The 16,749-nt window shown below is 66.2% G+C and carries 16 protein-coding genes; 13 read left to right on the top strand and 3 right to left on the bottom strand.

Annotation, left to right across the window (positions count from 1 at the left end; all coding sequences use genetic code 11):
• Nucleotides 1-3: 3 nt before the first annotated feature.
• The 8 genes from PIJ50_RS11865 to PIJ50_RS11830 are packed head-to-tail and all read left to right on the top strand — an operon-like array spanning nt 4 to nt 9,049.
• The gene (locus PIJ50_RS11865) at nt 4-612 is read left to right on the top strand and encodes an NADH-quinone oxidoreductase subunit J (RefSeq protein WP_271975520.1); all 609 of its coding nucleotides are present in this window, start codon (nt 4-6) and stop codon (nt 610-612) included.
• 1 nt (nt 613) lies between these two features.
• Complete coding sequence (gene nuoK, locus PIJ50_RS11860; RefSeq protein WP_271975519.1) at nt 614-919, top strand: NADH-quinone oxidoreductase subunit NuoK; 306 nt, start codon at nt 614-616, stop codon at nt 917-919.
• 4 nt (nt 920-923) lie between these two features.
• Entirely contained in the window at nt 924-2,876 is a 1,953-nt protein-coding gene (gene nuoL, locus PIJ50_RS11855) for an NADH-quinone oxidoreductase subunit L (protein WP_271975517.1), read from the top strand.
• Nucleotides 2,876-4,414, top strand: a complete 1,539-nt coding sequence (locus tag PIJ50_RS11850; protein ID WP_271975515.1) for an NADH-quinone oxidoreductase subunit M — start codon at nt 2,876-2,878, stop codon at nt 4,412-4,414. The genes nuoL and PIJ50_RS11850 overlap by 1 nt, the downstream gene beginning before the upstream one ends.
• A 9-nt stretch (nt 4,415-4,423) precedes the next feature.
• Nucleotides 4,424-5,860 carry an NADH-quinone oxidoreductase subunit NuoN gene (gene nuoN, locus PIJ50_RS11845; protein ID WP_271975513.1) on the top strand — a complete coding sequence of 479 codons (1,437 nt, stop codon included), beginning with the start codon at nt 4,424-4,426 and terminating at the stop codon, nt 5,858-5,860.
• Nucleotides 5,861-5,863: 3 nt separating this feature from the next.
• The gene (locus PIJ50_RS11840) at nt 5,864-6,616 is read left to right on the top strand and encodes a biotin--[acetyl-CoA-carboxylase] ligase (RefSeq protein ID WP_271975511.1); all 753 of its coding nucleotides are present in this window, start codon (nt 5,864-5,866) and stop codon (nt 6,614-6,616) included.
• Entirely contained in the window at nt 6,600-7,376 is a 777-nt protein-coding gene (locus tag PIJ50_RS11835; protein ID WP_271975509.1) for a type III pantothenate kinase, read from the top strand. Before PIJ50_RS11840 ends, PIJ50_RS11835 begins: the two co-directional genes overlap by 17 nt.
• On the top strand, nt 7,373-9,049 hold the full coding sequence (locus tag PIJ50_RS11830) for a ribonuclease J (RefSeq protein ID WP_271975507.1): 1,677 nt from the start codon (nt 7,373-7,375) through the stop codon (nt 9,047-9,049). Before PIJ50_RS11835 ends, PIJ50_RS11830 begins: the two co-directional genes overlap by 4 nt.
• A 116-nt stretch (nt 9,050-9,165) precedes the next feature.
• Here PIJ50_RS11830 and PIJ50_RS11825 read toward each other — a convergent pair whose 3' ends face one another.
• Together PIJ50_RS11825 and PIJ50_RS11820 are read right to left on the bottom strand one after the other, a co-directional pair.
• Nucleotides 9,166-10,557 (bottom strand): DEAD/DEAH box helicase, encoded by a 1,392-nt coding sequence (locus tag PIJ50_RS11825; RefSeq protein ID WP_271975504.1) that lies wholly within the window; start codon nt 10,555-10,557, stop codon nt 9,166-9,168.
• Nucleotides 10,558-10,730: 173 nt separating this feature from the next.
• A complete protein-coding gene (locus PIJ50_RS11820; protein WP_271975502.1) occupies nt 10,731-12,329 on the bottom strand; it encodes a peptide chain release factor 3 in 1,599 nt (532 codons plus the stop codon).
• 50 nt (nt 12,330-12,379) lie between these two features.
• Between PIJ50_RS11820 and PIJ50_RS11815 the strand changes: the two genes are divergently transcribed.
• The 5 genes from PIJ50_RS11815 to PIJ50_RS11795 all read left to right on the top strand — a co-directional run bounded on the left by PIJ50_RS11815 (nt 12,380) and on the right by PIJ50_RS11795 (nt 15,699).
• On the top strand, nt 12,380-13,156 hold the full coding sequence (locus PIJ50_RS11815) for an SDR family NAD(P)-dependent oxidoreductase (protein WP_271975501.1): 777 nt from the start codon (nt 12,380-12,382) through the stop codon (nt 13,154-13,156).
• A gap of 97 nt (nt 13,157-13,253) precedes the next feature.
• Nucleotides 13,254-13,472, top strand: coding sequence for a twin-arginine translocase TatA/TatE family subunit (locus tag PIJ50_RS11810; protein WP_271975499.1), 219 nt, complete (start codon nt 13,254-13,256; stop codon nt 13,470-13,472).
• Between the two features lie 12 nt (nt 13,473-13,484).
• Nucleotides 13,485-14,009 (top strand): Sec-independent protein translocase protein TatB, encoded by a 525-nt coding sequence (tatB, locus tag PIJ50_RS11805; protein WP_271975498.1) that lies wholly within the window; start codon nt 13,485-13,487, stop codon nt 14,007-14,009.
• Nucleotides 14,006-14,866 carry a twin-arginine translocase subunit TatC gene (gene tatC / locus PIJ50_RS11800; RefSeq protein WP_271975497.1) on the top strand — a complete coding sequence of 287 codons (861 nt, stop codon included), beginning with the start codon at nt 14,006-14,008 and terminating at the stop codon, nt 14,864-14,866. Before tatB ends, tatC begins: the two co-directional genes overlap by 4 nt.
• Nucleotides 14,863-15,699, top strand: coding sequence for an ATP-binding protein (locus PIJ50_RS11795; RefSeq protein ID WP_271975496.1), 837 nt, complete (start codon nt 14,863-14,865; stop codon nt 15,697-15,699). Before tatC ends, PIJ50_RS11795 begins: the two co-directional genes overlap by 4 nt.
• Here PIJ50_RS11795 and PIJ50_RS11790 read toward each other — a convergent pair.
• Entirely contained in the window at nt 15,693-16,739 is a 1,047-nt protein-coding gene (locus PIJ50_RS11790) for a M23 family metallopeptidase (RefSeq protein WP_271975495.1), read from the bottom strand. The two genes, PIJ50_RS11795 and PIJ50_RS11790, sit on opposite strands and share 7 nt — an antisense overlap.
• Nucleotides 16,740-16,749: the final 10 nt, after the last annotated feature.

Here is a 16,749-nt window from a genome sequence, read left to right as displayed (position 1 = left end):
GCCATGACCTTTGCGATCTTCGCCTTCTACGCTTTCGCCATCGTCACGGTCGTGGCCGGGATCTGCGTGACCATTTCGCGCAATCCGGTGCATGCGGTGCTGTGGATGATCACGGCGTTCCTGTCTTCGGCCGGGCTGTTCGTCCTGCTGGGGGCCGAGTTTGTGGCGATGCTGATGATCATCGTCTATGTCGGCGCCGTGGCCGTGCTGTTCCTGTTCGTCGTCATGATGCTGGACGTCGATTTCGGCGAGTTGAAGGGCCGGATGCTGCGCTATGTGCCCATCGCCGGTTTCATCGGGCTGATCCTGCTGGTCCAGCTGGTGCTGGGCGTGGGCGCCTGGGTGCAGGCGGACGGCGCCCTTGGCCTGCGCCAGACCGTGACGCCGACGGACGTGGAGAACACGCGCGCCATCGGCATGGTGCTGTTCGACCGTTACCTTCTTCTGTTCCAGATGGCAGGACTGGTGCTGCTGGTCGCCATGATGGGCGCCATCGTGCTGACGCTGCGCCACCGGTCGGACGTGAAGCGGCAGAACGTGCTGCACCAGATGTGGCGCGATCCGGCCAAGGCGATGGAGCTGAAGGACGTGAAACCGGGGCAGGGGCTGTAGCATGGTCGGACTGGAACATTACCTCGTGGTCGCGGCGGCGCTGTTCGTCGTCGGGATTTTCGGCATCTTCCTGAACCGCAGGAACGTGATCGTCATCCTGATGTCGATCGAACTGATGCTGCTGGCGGTGAACATCAACCTCGTCGCCTTTTCCAGCCATCTGGGCGATCTGACGGGACAGATCTTCACCATGTTCGTGCTGACCGTGGCCGCGGCCGAGGCGGCGATCGGTCTTGCGATCCTCGTGACCTTCTTCCGCAACAAGGGCACGATCGACGTCGAAGACGTCAACGTGATGAAGGGCTGATCCGATGACGACCATCATCCTTCTGGCGCCGCTTCTGGGCGCGCTGATCTGTGGCCTGGCCTGGCGGTGGATCGGGGAATTCGCGGGGCAGGTCATCGCCACGGCGCTGGTCGCGCTGGCGGCGGTGCTGTCCTGGATCGTCTTCCTCGGCTTCGACGGCGGCACGCTGCACGTCACCCTGATGCGCTTTGTCGAAAGCGGCAGCCTGTCCACCGACTGGTCGATCCGGCTGGACCGTCTGACGGCGGTGATGCTGATCGTGGTCACCACGGTGTCCGCGCTCGTGCACCTCTACAGCTTCGGCTACATGGCGCATGACCACAATTTCCGCGAGGGGGAGGCCTACAAGGCCCGCTTCTTCGCCTACCTCTCGCTCTTCACCTTTGCCATGCTGGCGCTGGTCACGGCCGACAACCTCGTGCAGCTGTTCTTCGGCTGGGAGGGCGTTGGTCTCGTCTCCTACCTTCTGGTCGGCTTCTACTATCGCAAGACGAGCGCGAACACCGCGGCCATCAAGGCCTTCGTCGTGAACCGCGTGGGCGATTTCGGCTTCCTTCTGGGCATCGGCGCGATCTTCCTCCTGACGGACTCGGTCCGGTTCGACGACATCTTCGCCGCGGCGCCGGACATGGCGGCGACGACGCTGTCCTTCCTGTCGATCGAATGGAACGCCGCCACCATCGTGGGCGTGCTGCTGTTCATCGGCGCGGCCGGCAAATCGGCGCAGCTGGGCCTGCACACCTGGCTGCCCGACGCGATGGAGGGGCCGACCCCGGTGTCCGCCCTGATCCACGCGGCGACCATGGTCACCGCAGGGGTGTTCCTGATCTGCCGCATGTCCCCGATTTATGAAGTCGCGCCGAACGCGCAGGCGCTGATCGTGGTCATCGGGGCCGCGACCGCCTTCTTCGCGGCCACCGTCGGCCTCGTGCAGAACGACATCAAGCGCGTGATCGCCTATTCGACGGCGTCTCAGCTGGGCTACATGTTCGTGGCGGCGGGGATGGGCGTCTATTCGGCGGCCATGTTCCACCTGCTGACGCACGCCTTCTTCAAGGCGCTGCTGTTCCTTGCGGCCGGATCGGTCATCCACGGGATGAACGGCGATCAGGACCTGCGCAACTATGGCGGCCTTCGCAAGAAGATGCCGGCGACGTTCTGGGCGATGATGATCGGCACCATGGCCATCACCGGCGTGGGCATTCCCTTCACCTATATCGGCTTTGCGGGCTTCGTGTCGAAGGACGCCATCATCGAGGTGGCATGGGTCAATTCCGGCCTCGTCTTCTGGATGCTGGTGATCGCGGCGGCGATGACGGCCTTCTATTCCTGGCGGCTGATGTTCCTGACCTTCTTCGGCACCCCGCGCAAGCCGGAGCTTCATGCCCATGCCCATGAAGCGGGCCGCAGCATGCTGATCCCGCTGGCGGTGCTGTCTGTCGGGGCGGTTCTGGCCGGCGTGGTCTGGCGCAACGTCTTCTTCGGCGAGGAGTCGACCGTCCGTGCCTGGTTCGGCGAAAGCCTGGCCATGAACGGCCACGTGCTGCACGAGGCGCACGAGGGTCCGGCCTGGGTCGCGGCCTCGCCCTTCGTGGCGATGCTGGTGGGTCTGGTTCTGGCCTGGATGATGTATCTGCGCGATCCCGGGATGCCGGCACGTCTGGCGACCAGCGCGCGCGGACTTCACGCCTTCCTGCTGAACAAGTGGTACTTCGACGAACTGTTCGAGGCGATCTTCGTGCGCCCCTCGCAGCGTCTGGGGTCGTGGTTCTGGCGGCGCGGCGATGACCGCGGGATCGACGGGGTGGTGAACGGGGTGTCGCTCGGCCTCATCCCGGCGATCACCCGCCTCGCGCAGCGGATGCAGTCCGGCTACGTGTTCCACTACGCCTTCGCCATGGTCCTGGGCATCGCCGCCCTGGTCACCTGGGTCAGCTTCACAGGGGGATCGCGCTGATGGACAGCCTTCTTTCCATCGTCACCTTCATCCCCGCGATCGCGGCGCTGATCCTTGCCGTCTTCCTGCGCGGAGAGGACGAGGCCGCGCGCAAGAACGCCAAGTGGCTGGCGCTGCTGGCCACGGTGGCGACTTTCCTGATCTCGCTCTTCCTTTACTTTGGGTTCGACCGCTCCAACCCCGGCTTCCAGTTCGTGGAGGATCACGCCTGGATCGGCGGCCTGCGCTACAAGATGGGCGTGGACGGGATCTCCGTCATGTTCGTCCTGCTGACCACGGTGCTGATGCCGGTGGTGATCGGCGCCTGCTGGAAGGTCAAACACCGCGTCAAGGAGATGATGATCGCCTTCCTCGTGCTGGAAACGCTGATGATCGGCGTCTTCTCGGCGCTGGATCTGGTGCTGTTTTACGTCTTCTTCGAAGGCACCCTGATCCCCGGCGCGCTGCTGATCGGCATCTGGGGCGGCAAGCAGCGGCTTTACGCGGCGTTCAAGTTCTTCCTCTACACCTTCCTCGGCTCGGTCCTGATGCTGGTGGCGATGATCGCCATGTATTTCGACTCCGGCACCACGGACATCGTGGCGCTGCTGCAGCACAACTTCGCCTCCTCGCCGCTGACGGTGGCCGGGATCACGGTGATGGGCGGGCTTCAGACGCTGCTGTTCCTGGGCTTCCTCGCCAGCTTCGCGGTGAAGCTGCCGATGTGGCCGCTGCACACCTGGCAGCCGGACGCCTATGTGCAGGCGCCCACGGCGGCGACTGTCGCGCTGTCGGCGATCCTCGTGAAGATGGGCGGCTACGGCTTCCTGCGCTTCTCGCTCGGCATGTTCCCGGTGGGGTCGGACGTGATGCAGGGGCTGATGCTGTGGCTGTCGGCGATCGCGATCGTCTACACCTCGCTCGTGGCCTTCGTGCAGCACGACATCAAGCGGCTGATCGCCTATTCCTCCATCGCGCATATGGGCTTCGTGACGCTGGGCATCTTCTCGGCCAACCAGCAGGGGATCGACGGGGCCATCTTCCAGATGGTGTCGCATGGCTTCATCTCGGCCGCGATGTTCCTGTGCGCCGGGGTGGTGATCGACCGGCTGCGCGCGCAGGACGTGGACGCTTTCGGCGGCCTGCAGTCCCGCATGCCCGCCTATGCGCTGGTGTTCCTGTTCTTCACCATGGCCAATGTTGGCCTGCCCGGCACCTCCGGCTTCGTGGGGGAATTCCTGACACTGATGGGAGCCTTCCAGGTCAACACCTGGGTCGCGCTGGTCGCCACCTCGGGCGTGATCTTCGCCGGCGGCTACGGGCTGCGCCTGTTCCGCCGCGTGATGCTGGGCGACCTGATCAAGGAGGCGCTGAAGTCCGTGACCGACCTGAGCGGCCGCGAAAAGGCGCTGTTCGCCCCGCTGGTGCTGTTCGTGCTTTTGCTGGGACTGTATCCGGCGCTGGTCACCGACGTGATCGGGGCTTCCACTGCGCAACTGACGCAGACCTATCAGGCCGCGCTGCCCGCCGATGCGGGCATCCAGGCCGCAGCGAACTAGGGGACGACGATGACCCACGCCGATTTTTCCGCCATCCTCCCCGAGTTCCTGCTCACGCTCTTCTCGCTCGGCGCCATTCTGGTGGGGGCGTTCGCGGGCAAGGATCGCACGGCGCCCGTGCTAATGTGGGCGACGGCGGCCGTCTACGTGCTGCTGGCGTTCCTGGTCTCCCTCTCAGGCCCGAATGCCCATGTCGCCTTCTTCGGCATGTTCGTGGAGGATGAGTTCGCGCGCTTCACCAAGGTCATGATCCTGCTGTCGGGCGCGGCCGTGCTGGTGATCAGCCAAAGCTACCTGACCCGGCGCGGGCTGATGCTGTTCGAATACCCGATCCTGATCTCCCTCTCGATCGTGGGGATGATGATCACGGTGTCGGCGGGCGACCTGATCGCGCTCTACATGGGGATCGAGCTGCAATCGCTTGCCCTTTATGTCGTGGCCAGCCTGCGGCGCGACAGCCCCAAATCGTCCGAGGCGGGGATGAAGTATTTCGTCCTCGGCGCCCTGTCGTCGGGGATGCTGCTTTACGGCGCGTCGCTGACCTACGGCTATGCCGGCACGACGCAGTTCGCGGGCATCCTGTCCACGCTGGGGCAGGGGATGCCGATCGGACTGCTGTTCGGTCTGGTGTTCATGCTGGCGGGGATCGCCTTCAAGATATCGGCCGCGCCGTTCCACATGTGGACGCCCGACGTCTATGAAGGCGCGCCCACGCCCGTGACGGCCTTCTTCGCCACCGCGCCAAAGGTGGCGGGCCTCGCCTTCCTGGCCCGTCTGGTCTTCGACGCCTTCGGAAGCGTTCCGGGCGACTGGGGGCAGGTGCTGGCGGTGATCGCGGTGCTGTCGATCTTCATCGGCTCCGTCGCGGGGATCGGGCAGACGGACCTGAAGCGGCTGATGGCCTACTCCTCCATCTCGCACATGGGGTTCGCGCTGATGGGGCTGGCGACCGGAACCGCGCAGGGCGTGCAGGCCATGCTGATCTACATCGCGATCTATGTCGTGATGAGCGTGGGGACCTTCGCCTTCATGCTGACGATGGCGCGGGACGGCGTGTCCACCACCCGCATCGACAGCCTGAGCCTGTATGCAAGGAAAGAGCCGGGCAAGGCGCTGGCCCTTCTGGCGCTGTTCATGTCCATGGCCGGGGTGCCGCCCTTCATCGGCTTCTTCGCGAAGTTCTACGTGCTGAAGGCAGCGGTGGATGCGGGTCTGACCTGGCTGGCGCTTCTGGGGGTGCTGGGCTCGGTGGTCGCGGCCTATTATTACCTGCGCGTCGTGTTCCTGATGTATTTCGGGAAAGAGGAAAGCACCCTCGACGCCGGCATGGGGCGCACGCAGTGGGTCTTCCTCATGGCCTCGGCGGCGATCATGCTGGTGGGTGTCGTGAACCTCTTCGGGATCGAGGGTGCCGCGGCGGTCGCGGCCCAATCCCTCGTCCGCTGACGCGTGTCCGCGGACTGGCCCACCGGTGTCGGGCGCCACACGCTCGACACCGTCGACAGCACCAACGCCTTTGGCTTCCGGCTGACGGAGGTGCCCGCATGGGTGGTGGCGGCCGAACAGACGGCGGGGCGCGGACGGCGCGGCCGCGCTTGGTCCAGCCCCCCCGGCAACTTCTATGGCAGCCTGATCCTTGCCCCGGACGATCCGCCGGAACGCATGGCGCTGCGGTCCTTCGTGGCCGCGCTGGCGCTGCGGGACGCGCTGGTGGCGCTGACCGGCTTGCCGCAGGTGTTCGCTCTGAAATGGCCCAACGACGTGCTTCTGAACGGCGGCAAGCTGTCCGGTATCCTTCTGGAAGGGCAGGCGGGGCGGCTGGCCATCGGCATCGGCGTCAACCTGATCGGGGCGCCGCCCGCGGCGTCGGTGGAACCGCGGGCGCTGCCGCCGGTCAGTCTGAAGGGCGAAACCGGCCTGCACATCACGCCCCTGCAGCTTCTGGACCGGCTGGCCCCGGCCTTTGCCGCGCGGGAAGCGCAACTGGCCGCCGACTTTGACACGATCCGCCACGATTTCCTGTCGCATGCCGCGCGCGTGGGGGAACCCATCACCGCCCGCACCATGTCGGCCACGCATGAAGGCGTGTTCCGCACCATCGACGCCTCGGGCGCGCTGATCCTCGACACGGCGGAGGGGCCCTTGCCCATACCCGCCGCCGACATCTTCTTTGGGAGGCGAAGCGATGCTTCTGGCCATTGACTGCGGCAACACCAACACCGTCTTCTCGCTCTGGGACGGCAAGTTCCTTGGCACGTGGCGCATCTCCACCGACCACACGCGGACGGCGGACGAATACTTCGTCTGGCTGACCGGCCTGATGCGCCTGACGGGGGTGGAACCGCAAGTGACGGAGGCGATCATCTCCTCCACCGTGCCGCGGGTGGTGTTCAACCTGCGCGTCCTGTGCAACCGCTACTTCAACTGCCGCCCGCTGGTGGTGGGCAAGCCCGAATGCCGCCTGCCGGTCGCCCCCCGCGTGGATCAGGGCGTCACCGTGGGGCCGGACCGGCTGGTGAACACCGTGGCGGGCTTTCAGCGGCACGGGGGCGATCTGGTGGTTGTCGACTTCGGCACCGCCACCACCTTCGACGTGGTGGACCATGACGGCGCCTATATCGGCGGCGTGATCGCCCCCGGCGTGAACCTGAGCCTGGAGGCCCTGCACATGGCGGCGGCCGCCTTGCCCCACGTGGATGTCAGCCGCCCGGCCCAGGCGATCGGCACGAATACGGTGGCCTGCATGCAGTCGGGCGTGTATTGGGGGTATATCGGCCTGGTGGAAGGCATCGTGCGCCAGATACGCCTGGAACGCGAACGTCCGCTGAAGGTTATCGCAACCGGCGGGCTTGCCCCTTTGTTTGATCAGGGGTTCGACCTATTTGACACGGTGGAAGACGATCTGACCATGCACGGTCTGGTCCTCATACACCATTACAACATGGAACTGGACAAGGCATGACGAACGAGCGGCTGATCTACCTCCCCCTTGGCGGCGCGGGCGAGATCGGCATGAACTGTTACGTCTACGGCTATGGCGCCCCGGGGCGCGAACGGCTGATCGTGGTCGACCTGGGCGTGACCTTCCCCGACATGGACACGACGCCGGGCGTGGACCTGATCCTGCCCGACGTGTCGTGGCTGGAAGCGCGCGCCGACCGGATCGAGGCGATCTTCATCACCCACGCGCACGAGGATCACATCGGCGCGCTGGCCCATCTGTGGCCCAAGCTGAACGCGCCCGTCTACGCCCGCCGCTTCACGGCCGCCATCGGTCAGCACAAGCTGCAGGATCAGGGTCTGCCGCGCGACACGATCACCATCGTGGAGCCGCGCCCCCATGTGGTGGAGGCCGGGCCCTTCCAGGTCCAGTTCGCCCCGCTGAGCCATTCGGTCCCCGAAAGCTCCGCCCTCGTGATCGACACGCCGGCCGGCCGGATCGTGCATTCGGGCGACTTCAAGCTGGACCCGGCCCCCGTGGTGGGGGAACCGTGGGATCCCGCCTCGTTCGAGGCGATCGCGTCGGAACGCCCGGTGAAGGCGCTGATGTGCGATTCCACCAACGTGTTCACGCTGCATCCCGGCCGTTCGGAAAGCACGCTGGCCGGCCCGCTGCGAGAGCTGATCGGCAACGCCCGCGGCATGGTCGTGGCGACCACCTTCGCGTCCAACGTGGCGCGGCTGAAGACGCTGGCGGATGCGGCGCAGGCGTCGGGCCGGTCGATCTGCCTTCTGGGGCGCGCCATGCGCCGCATGGTCGCCACGGCGCAGGAAACCGGCATCCTGACGGACTTCCCGCCCACCATCAGCCCCGAGCAGGTGCTGGAGATGCCGCGCGACAACGTGCTGCTGATCGTCACCGGATCGCAGGGCGAACGGCGCGCCGCGACGGCGCAACTGTCACGTGGCAAGTATCTGGGGATCGAGCTGAAGGCGGGGGACACGTTCCTCTTCTCCTCGCGCACCATTCCGGGAAACGAACGGCCCGTGGGCCGGATCATGAACCAGCTTTCGGAAATGGGCGTGAACCTGCAGGACGATGCGGGCGGCCTTTATCACGTGTCGGGTCACGCGAACCGTCCCGATCTGGTGGCGGTGCATTCGATCGTGAAGCCGCAGATGTTGATCCCGATGCACGGCGAACACCGGCATCTGAGCCAGCACGCCCGTCTGGGCACCGACGCGGGCATCCGCAGCGCGGTCGTGACCAACGGCATGATGGTGGATATCACCGGCAACTCCCCGGTTCCGGTGGAGCGGGTGGAGCCCAAGCGCATCTATCTGGACGGCGGCATGCTGATCGGCGCCTTCGATGGTGTGGTGCGCGACCGGATCCGTCTGGCACTGAACGGCCATGTGCTGGTGACGCTGCTGCTGGACGAGTCCGACGAGCTGCTGGGCGAGGTCTGGGTCGAGGTCATGGGTCTGGCGGCCAAGGGCCGGAACGGTGCCCCCTTCTCCGACACGCTGGAGAAGGAGCTGACGGAATATCTGGAAGGCGCAGGCTCCAAGCTGCTGCGCGACGATGATCGTCTGGAGGAAGGCCTGCGTCGGATGGCGCGGCAGGTCGGCCAGGACGAGATCGGCAAGAAGCCCGAGGTGACGGTCGTCATCTCCCGTCTGCAGGACGAATAAGGATCGACGGCGCCTTCGGGCGCCGTTTACCAATGGAAAAGGGTCGTTGCCAAGCGCATCGACCCTTTTTCATGCCCGGCAATGAAGAAGGCCGCTAACGTGTCGCGGCCTTGGGATCAGTCCTCGGTGGCGGGCGTCGCGTTCGGCAGCGCGAAGCTGCGGGTCAGGAAGTCGGGCATGTGATCCCCCATCCCGACCACCGGACCGTCCCGGCCCACGGGCCCGGCGGCGGCGAGTTCCGGGCGCTCCCGGTCTTCGCGCCTGTTGCGGCCACGGCGGGGCTCGCGTTCGGCGCGCGGCTCACGCTCGGCGCGTGGGGCGGGTGCGGGCGCCGGAGCAGCCGCAGGCGTGTCTTCGGCAACCACGAGCGTTTCTCCTCTGGGAATCGGCTGGCCGACCAGGGCCTCGATCGCCGCCACGTATTTGTCGTCCGACGGGGTGGCCAGGGTGAAGGCCTTGCCCTTGCGGCCCGCGCGGCCCGTGCGGCCGATGCGGTGCACGTAATCCTCGGGGTGGGTCGGCACGTCGAAGTTGAACACGTGGCTGACCGAAGGCACGTCCAGCCCGCGCGCCGCCACGTCGGAGGCGACCAGAAGCTGGATCGTTCCTTCGCGGAAGCCGTCCAGCGTCGCCGTTCGAACGCGCTGGTCCAGATCGCCGTGGATCGCCCCGGCGTTGAAGCCGTGCGCCTTCAGCGACTTCACGACCACGTCCACCTCGATCTTGCGGTTGCAGAAGATGATGGCGTTGGTGCAGCTCTCGCCCTCGGCGCGGATCAGGTCGCGCAGCACGTTGCGCTTGTCGGCCGAACTGCGGTCCTTGCGCGACGGCGTGACCGGCACCAGCATCTGCTCGATCGTGGCGGAGGTGGAGTTCTGGCGCGCCACCTCGATCTTCACCGCGCCTTGCAGGAAGGTGTTGGTGATGCGTTCGATCTCGGGCGCCATGGTGGCTGAATAGAAGAACGTCTGCCGCGTGAACGGGGTAAGGGAGAAGATCCGCTCGATGTCCGGGATGAAGCCCATGTCCAGCATGCGGTCGGCCTCGTCCACGACCATGATCTGCACGCCCTGAAGCAGCAGCTTGCCACGTTCGAAATGGTCCAGCAGGCGGCCCGGCGTCGCGATCAGCACGTCCACGCCGCGGTCGATCAGCTTGTCCTGTTCCCCGAAGGCCACGCCCCCGATCAGCAGGGCCTTGGTCAGCTTGGTGTGCTTGGCATAGGTGTCGAAGTTGTCGGCCACCTGCGCGGCCAGTTCGCGCGTCGGTGCCAGCACCAGGCTGCGCGGCATGCGCGCACGGGCGCGGCCCTTGCCCAGCAGGGTGATCATCGGCAGCGTGAAGCTGGCGGTCTTGCCGGTGCCCGTCTGCGCGATGCCCAGCACATCCTTGCCTTCCAGCGCGTGCGGAATGGCTTGCGCCTGAATGGGCGTAGGGGACTCGTAACCCGCTTCCTGAACGGCCTTCAGCACGCGGGGGTCAAGCGCGAGGTCGGAAAATTTCGTCATCGGCGTCCTGTGAATGCGGTATCGGACCGCATGAAAAATAGGGGACGCATATCCTCCGGGCGTCCCGGCGTCGGCGGACCATTGCCGGTCCTGATGCGGCATTATCGCAAAGGCGTGAAAAGGTCAAGGTTGCACAGGGTTGCGGGCGGGGCAGGGCCCCGCCGGCCCGCCTGTCAGACCATCATGTCCTTGGTCGCGGTCAGCTTCACGTCGGGATGGTCGCGCTGGACGCGGTCGATGTCCCATTGCAGGCGCGTGAGGAACACAGTGTCGCCGTCGCTGTCCTGCGCGATGTGGCCCTTGTTGACGGCAATCAGCTTTTCCACCGCCGCCTTCGGCCCCTGCACCCAGCGGGCCGAGGAGAACTGTGACCCCTCGAACCGGACGGGGAGCGAATATTCCTGCTCGATCCGGGAGGCCAGAACCTCGAATTGCAGGGCGCCCACGACGCCCACGATGAAGCCGGACCCGATCATGGGCTTGAAGACCTTGGCTGCGCCCTCCTCGGCAAACTGCATCAGCGCCTTCTCAAGATGCTTGGCCTTCATCGGGTCGCCCGCGCGCACGCCCTGCAGCAGTTCCGGCGCAAAAGAGGGGATGCCGGTGAAGTGCAGGCTTTCGCCTTCGGTCAGCGCGTCGCCGATGCGAAGCTGGCCGTGGTTCGGGATGCCGATGATGTCGCCGGCCCAGGCTTCCTCCGCCAGTTCGCGGTCGGCCGCGAGGAACAGGACCGGGTTCGACACGGCCATCTGCTTCTTGGACCGCACGTGCAAGAGCTTCATGCCGCGTTCGAAGTGGCCAGAGGCGAGGCGCACGAAGGCCACGCGATCGCGGTGCTTGGGGTCCATGTTGGCCTGCACCTTGAACACAAAGCCCGCGACCTTGCTTTCGGACGCGTCCAGCTGGCGTTCCTTGGCGGTCTGGGGCTGCGGCTCGGGCCCGTATTCGCCCATGCCGTCCATCAGCTCCTTCACGCCGAAGGAGTTGATCGCAGAACCAAACCAGATCGGCGTCATGTGCCCTTCAAGGAAGGACTGCCGGTCGAAGGTCGGCAGCAGCTCGCGCGCCATCTCGATCTCCTCGCGGAACTTCGCAAGAAGGTCGGCGGGGATGTGGTCGGCCAGCCGCGGATCGTCCAGCCCGCTGATCTTCACCGATTCGGCGACCTTGTTGCGGTCGGCGCGGTCCATGATCTCCAGCCGGTCGTGCAGAAGGTCATAGGCGCCGATGAAGTCGCGCCCCACGCCGATGGGCCACGAGGCCGGGGCCACGTCGATGGCCAGGTTCTCCTGGATCTCGTCGATGATCTCGAACACGTCGCGGGATTCGCGGTCCATCTTGTTGCAGAAGGTCAGGATCGGCAGGTCGCGCAGGCGGCACACCTCGAACAGCTTGCGGGTCTGGGATTCCACGCCCTTCGCGCCGTCGATGACCATGATCGCCGCGTCCACCGCCGTCAGGGTGCGGTAGGTGTCTTCCGAAAAGTCGCTGTGGCCGGGCGTGTCCACCAGGTTGAAGCGATACTTCCCGAACTCGAACGACATGGCCGAGGCGGAGACGGAGATCCCGCGATCCTGTTCCATCTTCATGAAGTCGGACCGGGTGCGCCGCGCCTCGCCCTTGGCGCGGACCTGTCCGGCCATCTGGATCGCGCCGCCGAACAGCAGGAACTTTTCGGTCAGCGTGGTTTTCCCGGCGTCGGGATGCGAGATGATCGCAAAGGTCCGGCGGCGGGCGATCTCGGGCGGAAGGGTGGGGCGGTTGTCCAGCATGGGCGGCGGTTTACATCAGCGCGCAACGCGCGTCCACAGGGAGAGATGGGATGGATCTGGGTATTCACGGCAAAACGGCGCTGGTCTGCGCGGGATCGAAGGGGCTGGGCTATGGCTGCGCCGAGGCGCTGGCCGCGGCCGGCGTGAACCTGATCCTGAACGCCCGCACCGAAGGCCCGCTGGAAGAAGCGGCGGAACGGCTGCGCCGCCACGGCGTCGAGGTGCGCACCGTGGCCGCCGACATCGCGACCGAGGAGGGCCAGCGCACCGTGCTGGCGGTGGCGGGCGAGGTGGATATCCTGGTGAACAACGCGGGCGGGCCGCCCCCCGGCGTCTGGTCCGACTGGGGCCGCGCGGATTTCCAGAAGGCGCTGGACGCCAACATGCTGGCCCCGATTGCGATGATGACGGCAATCATGCCGAAGATGATCGAAAAGGGCTGGGGGCGGGTGGTCAACATCACCTCGCAATCGGTGCGGGCGCCGATCGCGCAGCTGGGCTTGTCGAACGCGGCGCGCACGGGGCTGACGGGCTATGTCGCCGGAACCTCGCGGCAGGTGGCGCCGCATGGGGTGATCGTGAACAACCTTCTGCCCGGCACCCACGCCACCGCCCGGTCGGAGTCGCTGGACAAGGGCCGCGCCGCGCGCGAGGGCGTGGACGAGGCCGAGGCGCGCCGCCGCAGTGAGGCGGAAATTCCCGCAGGCCATTACGGGGATGCGGGCGATTTCGGCGCGATCTGCGCCTTCCTGTGTTCGCAGCAGGCCCGGTTCATCGTGGGGCAGAACATCCTTGTGGATGGCGGCAACGTCAATCTGACAATGTGAATGTGATGCCGGGCGGGGCGAAAGGGGGTTTGAACACGCCCCTGAATCGCCTAGATAAGAGAAAACCGCCGTTCCGGCGGCGTGAAGGAGTGGCGTCATGCTCAACAATATCGGCCTTCCGGGCCTTCTTCTTATCGCTGTGATCGTTCTGGTGCTGTTCGGGCGCGGCAAGGTCTCCTCGCTGATGGGCGAAGTCGGCAAGGGCATCACCGCCTTCAAGAAGGGCGTGCACGAAGGCGACAAGGAAGGCGACCAGCACCGCGTGGATCAGGCCCGCGACGTGACGCCCGAAGAGGCCGAGCGCAAGAAAGTCTGATCGGCCGCACAGATGTTCGATATCGGCTGGAGTGAACTTATCCTGATCGGAACGATCGCGCTGATCGTGGTCGGTCCCAAGGACCTGCCGGACATGTTCCGGCAGATGGGCCGCTTCACCTCGAAGGCCCGGTCCATGGCGCGCGAATTCTCCAACGCGATGGAGGATGCGGCCAAAGAATCCGGCGTGGGCGACGTGGCGGGCGATCTGAAGAAGATGACCTCGCCCCGCGCGCTGGGGCTGGATGCGGTGAAGACGGCGGCCACCAAGTTCGAGAACTGGGACCCCATGCGCTCTACCCGTTTCGGCGACACCAAGGCTGATGAGGTGCGCCACTCGGCCGCCTCCGTCACCGCCGCCCCGCCGGTGGCCGAGGCGCTGAAGCCCGTTCTGCCCGCCGTTCCTGCGAAGTCCGTGGCGGAACCGAAGCTGGTCCGTCCGCGCCCCGAACCCGTGCGTCGCCGCAAGGTCGACGCCTCGGCCCCGGTGCGCAAGCCCGTTCCCCGTCGTTCGACGCCCAAGAAGCCCGAGACATGAGCCGCGAAGACACGATCGAGGACAGCAGCGCCCCGCTGATCGAACATCTCAAGGAACTCCGCACCCGCGTGTTGTGGTCGCTGGGCGCCTATGTGGTGGCGGTTTGCGTGGTGTTCCCTTTCGCGCAAAGCGTGTTCAACTTCCTGTCGCAGCCCGTCTGCACGGCGCTGAACTCGCGCGGGCAGGATTGCGGCCTTGTGATGATCAAGCTGCAGGAAGGCTTCTTCATCTCGGTCAACATCTCGTTCTTCGGGGGGCTTGTGCTGGCCTTTCCGATCATCGGCTACCAGATGTGGCGTTTCGTGGCGCCGGGCCTTTACAAGTCCGAGAAGAATGCGTTCCTGCCCTTCCTGCTCGCCTCGCCGGCGATGTTCCTTCTGGGCGCGGCCTTCAGTTACTACGTCGTGCTGCCGATGGCGTTCGACTTCTTCCTCAGCTTCCAGCAGGCGCAGGAAACGCCCGTCGCGGCCGAGGTGGCGGAACGCGCCGTCCATGCGGGGATCGTGTTCCAAGGGTCGGCGCAGGAATATCTGGGCCTGACGATGAAGTTCATCCTGGCCTTCGGCCTGTGCTTCCAGCTGCCGGTGCTGCTGACGCTGATGGGCAAGGCGGGGTTGATTTCGGCCGACGGTCTGGCCTCGGTCCGCAAATACGCCATCGTGGCGATCCTGGTTCTGGCCGCCGTGGCGACCCCGCCCGACATGATGAGCCAGATCATTCTCTTCTGCGCCGTCTACCCGCTGTACGAGGTATCGATCTTCCTGATCCGCCGGATCGAGAAGCGGCGCGAAGCCGAGCTGCGGGCCGAGGGCCTGTGGGTCGAGGATCAAGAGGCCGAGGACAGCGCCAAGAAATGAACGACCCCCTGATCCGCATCGCCGAGGCGCTGGAGCGTCTGTCACCTCCGGCGCCCGCCGCGCCGGATCTGGACGCCGCCGACGCCTTCATCTGGCACACCGCCCCGGACCGGCTGGAGCCTGTGACGAAGGTGGCGCGCGTCGATCTGGGCCTGTTGGTCGGCGTGAACCGCGCCCGCGACATTCTTCTGGAAAACACCCGCCACTTTGCCAAAGGGCTGCCCGCGAACAACGCGCTGCTTTGGGGCGCGCGGGGGATGGGCAAATCCTCGCTGGTGAAGGCGATCCACGGCGCGCTGCGGGCCGAAGGGCTGCCCCTGAAGCTGGTGGAGCTGGCGCGCGAAGATCTGCCCTCGGTCCAGCGGCTGCTGGGCCATCTGCGGCAGTCCGATCATCGCTTCGTGCTGTTTCTGGACGATCTGTCCTTCAGCCATGACGACCAGCACTACAAATCGCTGAAGGCCGTGCTGGACGGCGGGATCGAGGGGCGGCCGGACAACGTGATCCTGTACGCCACGTCCAACCGCCGCCACCTGATGCCGCGCGACATGATCGAGAACGAGCGGTCCACCGCCATCAGCCCGGCCGAGGCGGTGGAGGAGAAGGTCTCCCTGTCCGACCGCTTCGGGCTGTGGCTGGGCTTCCACCCCTGTTCGCAGGACGATTACCTTGCGATGATCGACGGCTATTGCCAGGCCTATGGCGTGCCCGTGGAGGACACGCTGCGGGCCGAAGCCGTCGAATGGCAGGCGACGCGCGGATCGCGTTCGGGCCGCGTGGCCTGGCAGTTCTTCACCGACCTGGCCGCGCGGAAGGGCATCCGCCTTTACTGAAGGTAGGGGGCCGGATCGACGCTTTCGAACCCCTTGCGCACTTCAAAGTGCAGGAAGGCGGGGTTGGTCGCGCGGATCTTCGCCACGGTCTGGCCGCGCGTCACGCTGGCGCCCTTGGCGACCGACACCGCATCAATGCCGGCATAGACCGTCAGCGTGTTGTCCGGATGGCGCAGAACCAGGATCGGGACCTGATCCGTGTCCTTGGTGATGGCCGCCACCGTGCCGTCCGCCGCCGCCACGACCGGGCTGCCCGCGGGGGCGCCGATGTCCACGCCTTCGTTCTTGCCCTTCTGATACGGCCGGATGATGCTGCCCGAGGCGGGCATCGCAAAGCGCGTGCCCGACGTGTTGGGCGCAGGCGCGGCTGCAGGAGCGCTGGCGGCGGGGGCCGGTGCTGCGGCAGCGGTCTGCGTCGCGGCCGGCACGGCGCCGCCCGTCGGGATCATCAGGACCTGGCCTTCGCGCAGCGACAGGTTGGCGTCCAGCCCGTTCCATTCGGCCAGCGCCTTGGGCGACACGCTGTAGGTCCGCGCGATGGAATAGGCCGTCTCTCCGCGCTGAACGCGGTGCTGGGCGGGCTGCGATCCGCTGGCCGACGCGCTGCTGATCGGCGCAGTGGCGATCGCGGAGGAGGCCAGCGTCGTCACGTCGATGGAGCTGGTCTGGATTGCTGTCGCGACGGGTGCCATCGGTGCCGTGCTGGCCGTGGCCAGTGTGCCGGTGCCCTGGGGCAGGGAGATCACCTCGCCCCCGCGCAAAACGGTGCGGGGGTCCAGCGCGTTGTGCTGGGCCAGCGCGTTCGGATCGGCGCCCACCCGCGTCGCGATCGAGATGACCGTGTCGCCCGGTCGCGCCACCGCCACCTGATAGGTGGGATACTGGATCACGCCCCGCGCGTCGGGCTGGGGCCGGGCGTCCGACGCGCCGATCGCGGCCGAGCCGGTGTTCAGGCCGTTCCGCAGATCGAAATCCATCGGATTGTTGCAGGCCGCCAGCAGGACCGTTCCCGACAGCACCATCGCTATGCGCTTGCTCATCACATCCTCA

This window comes from Falsirhodobacter sp. 20TX0035 (assembly GCF_028307215.1).
Classification (GTDB): Bacteria; Pseudomonadota; Alphaproteobacteria; order Rhodobacterales; family Rhodobacteraceae; genus Falsirhodobacter.
This window is presented reverse-complemented; position numbering and strand designations above follow the sequence as displayed.

What these genes read in the sequence shown, in the direction of transcription:
- PIJ50_RS11815 (WP_271975501.1), top strand. Translation starts at nt 12,380, where the DNA reads ATGGATCTGGGTATTCACGGCAAAACGGCGCTGGTCTGCGCGGGATCG.
- PIJ50_RS11790 (WP_271975495.1), bottom strand. Translation starts at nt 16,739, where the DNA reads ATGAGCAAGCGCATAGCGATGGTGCTGTCGGGAACGGTCCTGCTGGCG.
- PIJ50_RS11830 (WP_271975507.1), top strand. Translation starts at nt 7,373, where the DNA reads ATGACGAACGAGCGGCTGATCTACCTCCCCCTTGGCGGCGCGGGCGAG.
- PIJ50_RS11865 (WP_271975520.1), top strand. Translation starts at nt 4, where the DNA reads ATGACCTTTGCGATCTTCGCCTTCTACGCTTTCGCCATCGTCACGGTC.
- PIJ50_RS11795 (WP_271975496.1), top strand. Translation starts at nt 14,863, where the DNA reads ATGAACGACCCCCTGATCCGCATCGCCGAGGCGCTGGAGCGTCTGTCA.
- nuoL (WP_271975517.1), top strand. Translation starts at nt 924, where the DNA reads ATGACGACCATCATCCTTCTGGCGCCGCTTCTGGGCGCGCTGATCTGT.
- nuoN (WP_271975513.1), top strand. Translation starts at nt 4,424, where the DNA reads ATGACCCACGCCGATTTTTCCGCCATCCTCCCCGAGTTCCTGCTCACG.
- tatB (WP_271975498.1), top strand. Translation starts at nt 13,485, where the DNA reads ATGTTCGATATCGGCTGGAGTGAACTTATCCTGATCGGAACGATCGCG.
- PIJ50_RS11835 (WP_271975509.1), top strand. Translation starts at nt 6,600, where the DNA reads ATGCTTCTGGCCATTGACTGCGGCAACACCAACACCGTCTTCTCGCTC.
- nuoK (WP_271975519.1), top strand. Translation starts at nt 614, where the DNA reads ATGGTCGGACTGGAACATTACCTCGTGGTCGCGGCGGCGCTGTTCGTC.
- PIJ50_RS11825 (WP_271975504.1), bottom strand. Translation starts at nt 10,557, where the DNA reads ATGACGAAATTTTCCGACCTCGCGCTTGACCCCCGCGTGCTGAAGGCC.
- PIJ50_RS11810 (WP_271975499.1), top strand. Translation starts at nt 13,254, where the DNA reads ATGCTCAACAATATCGGCCTTCCGGGCCTTCTTCTTATCGCTGTGATC.
- PIJ50_RS11850 (WP_271975515.1), top strand. Translation starts at nt 2,876, where the DNA reads ATGGACAGCCTTCTTTCCATCGTCACCTTCATCCCCGCGATCGCGGCG.
- PIJ50_RS11820 (WP_271975502.1), bottom strand. Translation starts at nt 12,329, where the DNA reads ATGCTGGACAACCGCCCCACCCTTCCGCCCGAGATCGCCCGCCGCCGG.
- tatC (WP_271975497.1), top strand. Translation starts at nt 14,006, where the DNA reads ATGAGCCGCGAAGACACGATCGAGGACAGCAGCGCCCCGCTGATCGAA.